This is a genomic window from Moorena sp. SIO4A1 (assembly GCF_010672065.1).
Lineage (GTDB): Bacteria > Cyanobacteriota > Cyanobacteriia > Cyanobacteriales > Coleofasciculaceae > Moorena.
Genome location: NZ_JAAHHX010000169.1, coordinates 1 through 3,889 on the forward strand (window position 1 = coordinate 1; position 3,889 = coordinate 3,889).

The following is a 3,889-nucleotide window of genomic DNA, read 5'->3' on the forward strand; positions in this document are numbered from 1 at the left end:
TACAGCCGTTATTCGCAATTCTGCTCTAATCGGTTTATTTTTTTGATTTATTACTTTCAGTATTTTAGCTTGGTTTCATCAAGATAATCATATTTTATGGTTATCTGTGGTGATTTTGATGATTGTAAGAACCATATATATTAATATTATTTTCTTAAAAAAAATACTTCAGATACGGTAAAGATATCTTCTTTATTCTTTTCAATTCTGACGAGATATTTTATATTAGTAAAAAAAAGGTTACGGGAATTCATATCCTTTCCAAAATTGTAGTTTCCTGATCAGGATTGTTTAGTAATCGATTGGCTAGATCGGACTAAATATATACCAAACAAGGAAATACAAATTACGAATCTAGTTTAGAGACAAGCTGACCAAGTAAATAGAGTACAAAAACAAGATACTCTAATGTATTGCCGTAGCCATATATCGAGCAAGACTACAATCGATATCATCAATAATACTATCGACTGGATCATTAAAGCCGATGGAAAGTCGAATCAGACTATCTGTAATATTTAATGATTTTCTATCCTCCTCGGATAAATAGTAGTAGGTAAAGGGAGCAAGCTGTTCGATATAGGTTTCTGCTGAACCAAAGTTAGAAGCAATATATGGGATTTTCAGATTGTCAATCAATTCTGATGTCTCACGTTTTGAAAGTTTGAGTTCAAAGGTCACAACACCGCCATATCCATTAGTAAAATATTTCTTAGAGAGTTCTCGATGAGGATGAGAATCTAACCCCAAATAATATACCTTTGAAACTAAAGGATGCGAATTTAAAAACTCAGTCAGTTTTTGACCTGAAGCATTAAGAGACTCCATTCTCAAGTTAAACGTTTTCAAGTGTTGACCCAATGTAAACACATCGCGAGGACTAGGAATGACTCCATTGATATTTCTAAAATTTCTAATTTTATCGATCGCTTCCTTTTTACCAGCAACACTTCCCAGTACTACATCAGCATGGCCATTGAGATATTTAGTACAACTATGAATTACTAAATCTGCCCCCCATAAACAGGGTTTAAAATTATAAGGACTGGCAAAGGTACTATCGACAACGAGAAGCGTATCAGGTTCTAACAACTTTTTGATTTTTTCAATATCTGCTAGGTAAAGATGAGGGTTAGAGGGGATTTCCAAGAAGAGAAGATTAATATCTTGACTGAGTTTATCAAGTGATATCATCAACTCAGATAAATCCGAATTATCCAAAATCAAAGTTTTGAACCCAAGTTTCTCAAGATTATCAAAAAAACGTCTTGTGTTTTTATATAGATAGCAAGTTGTTGCGAAACAGCTTTGAGATTTTGCGAACGCCATTAAAGTACTGTAAATAGCACTCATCCCACTGGGAAATAGTAAACAATCTTCAGCCTCATCAAGTTGGGCTAATCTTCCTTCTACTTCTTCCCAATTTGGATTATGATACCTGCCATAGCGGCCTTTTGTGATCGATCCTTCATGTAAGGCTTTGACATAAGTTTTATGATCATCATAAAAGTAGGCTGTATTTTGATAAATCGGTGTTATAATTGAGTTAGTGTAGGATTCATGCTTTCTGACTCTGCCCATTTTCTATTCCTCCTGTAAATTATTGTAATTTTGGACTTCTAGATTAGACTTTTACAAGGGCTTGATCCAACAGATTCATAGATTTTATATAAATAAGCAACAATTTCAGAAATGATGTCTGTTGTCAGATTTCCATGATGTACAATAATCCGAATAAATAGAGGAAGATTATTAAAATGATATGAATTGACTTTCATAAAGCCATCCTTAACTATCTGATCATAGATAGCGAGATTAAGTTGATCGATTTTCTCAATTTCTGCAGCCGTGTAATCTGTGATAGTTTCCTTCACTTCCATTTCTTTAGGAATAAACCATAAACCCACGTTAAAATACTGGGGTTCGACAACATATAAAACTCGTTCCGAAAGTTTGTTTATTAATTCTTCCTGATTTTCATAGTATTTTTGAATTAAATTTTGAAAGTGTTCAAGACCATGATGTTTGAACATTAGCCAGAGCTTAAAGGCATAGGCTTCTCGGGAACATTGTAAAGACTTGAGGCTGAGACTATATTTGATATTCTGGTTGCTGGTAAATAGATAATTACCATTAAGTGCTGTTACTTCATCCACTAAAACAGATTTGTCTTTCACCAGTAAGACTGAGCATAATAGAGGGGCTGAAAGAAATTTATGAAAGTCTAATACAATCGAATCTGACAAACTACTCAGCTTTCTGTAAAACCCTGCATCTTCACTAAAGTAAACCCCGCCTCCCCAAGCTGCATCAAAATGAATCCAAGGTTTAATCGCGAATTCTTGGAATATTTCCAATATTTTTTCTACGGGGTCGAAAGTTCCCAAAGTAGTCGAACCCATCACACAGCAAAAGTAAATTAGATTGAGATTATCAGCTTTTATTTGGCTGAATAATTCTCTTAAATGTTCTAGATCTACGACTCCTTTTGTGGTTGTTTTAACTTTGATAATATTTTTAATTCCACAAATTATGGCGGCTTTTTCAACAGAGTAATGAGAATGATCAGAGATCAGAATGACTGATTGTCCTAAATTAACTTTTGCTCTTTGTACCGCTAATAATACAGATGCCAAATTAGATAACGTACCACCCGGATAAAAGATACCATCCCCTTCAGGATAACCGACTAGCGGTAACAGAGTTTCTACCATTTCTACTTCACACCGAGTAAAAATTGGCGAACATTCTTCAGTATGAATATTAGAATTAATGTAGTTAGATACGAAATCGGCAAAAACACCGATGGGGTCGGGATAAGAAAACAAGTATTTTAAGTTTTTTGGACTGTAGATATCTGGAGTAATAGACAGGGTAGATTTAACAAATTTTTCAATCCTCTCCAATCTTTCTCGTTCGGATAAAGTATAGATGCCATCCAGCATCTTCAAGCATTGATCAATGTCTTGTTCTGTTAGCATCTTAATTGTTGTACTAAGTTTAGGGTAATTCAGTCTAAGCTATCTGGATATCACCAATTCCTATCGCGATCAAGCCGCCCAGTCCGGATAAGCGGAGATCGGAGTGCAAAAATTAGCACTTGATACAGATTGTGTGAGAAAGGAAGCCTGAAAACTTTGATAAATCAATATCACAACAACCTGGCTTTATAAATATGTACACTTACTTTTTTATAATAGCACATCGAATCACACGGGAAAAAAGTAGGAGCTTGATCGCCCCGTAAATTCATTCCGGAAGACCTAGAGAAGCCATTTGGTATCTATGCTCATGGTCAACAATTAGCAAAATCTTTCAGAAGAGCTTCCCCTACAGCTAATGCGCTACGGGCACGCTACTTGAGGTGCTATCAGGGATTAGCAATTTTTTAATGATGCGCTTACCCTGTAAATTTTTTTATAACCTACTATAGATATCGATCTCAACAGGAACATCTATAGGAATATCATCTTGTTCTTCCCTCCTATCGATTTCAATCATCATTTTGAACCAAGCATGAGCCAACTTTTTGTAACCCTATGGGGTTAGATGAATACCATCCTCAAGCATGTCATCAGGGGTGAATAAATTGCGGTTATCAACAAATCGAATGTTCTTGTTTTTATAACTTTCTCCCGTCAGCAAATTTGCCAATAGGTTATTGTATTTATCAGCTTTCTGATTCTTGATAGTACCATCCTGCAGTGCAGAGGGGTTAATGGAGGGAATTGAAGAGACAAACAAATATACCTGATCTGACCAAGCGAGAATTTTATCAATGAGTAAAATCATTTCATTGACCGTATCTTCAGGGCTTTCATTCTGAAAAAGGATGTCGTTTGTTCCAGCCATTAATAAGACAATCTCCGGTCTTGCTTGCTTCAGCCAA

At 35.3% G+C, this 3,889-nt stretch carries 3 protein-coding genes; all 3 read right to left on the minus strand.

What is annotated here, in order from left to right; genetic code table 11:
• Positions 1 to 405: 405 nt before the first annotated feature.
• Positions 406 to 1,581, minus strand: a complete 1,176-nt coding sequence (locus F6K53_RS35555) for a PLP-dependent transferase (protein ID WP_293084049.1) — start codon at positions 1,579 to 1,581, stop codon at positions 406 to 408.
• 38 nt (positions 1,582 to 1,619) lie between these two features.
• Positions 1,620 to 2,981, minus strand: a complete 1,362-nt coding sequence (locus tag F6K53_RS35560; RefSeq protein WP_293084052.1) for an aminotransferase class I/II-fold pyridoxal phosphate-dependent enzyme — start codon at positions 2,979 to 2,981, stop codon at positions 1,620 to 1,622.
• Between the two features lie 556 nt (positions 2,982 to 3,537).
• A partial coding sequence (locus F6K53_RS35565) for a GDSL-type esterase/lipase family protein (protein ID WP_293084055.1) occupies positions 3,538 to 3,889 on the minus strand: 352 nt, incomplete at its 5' end.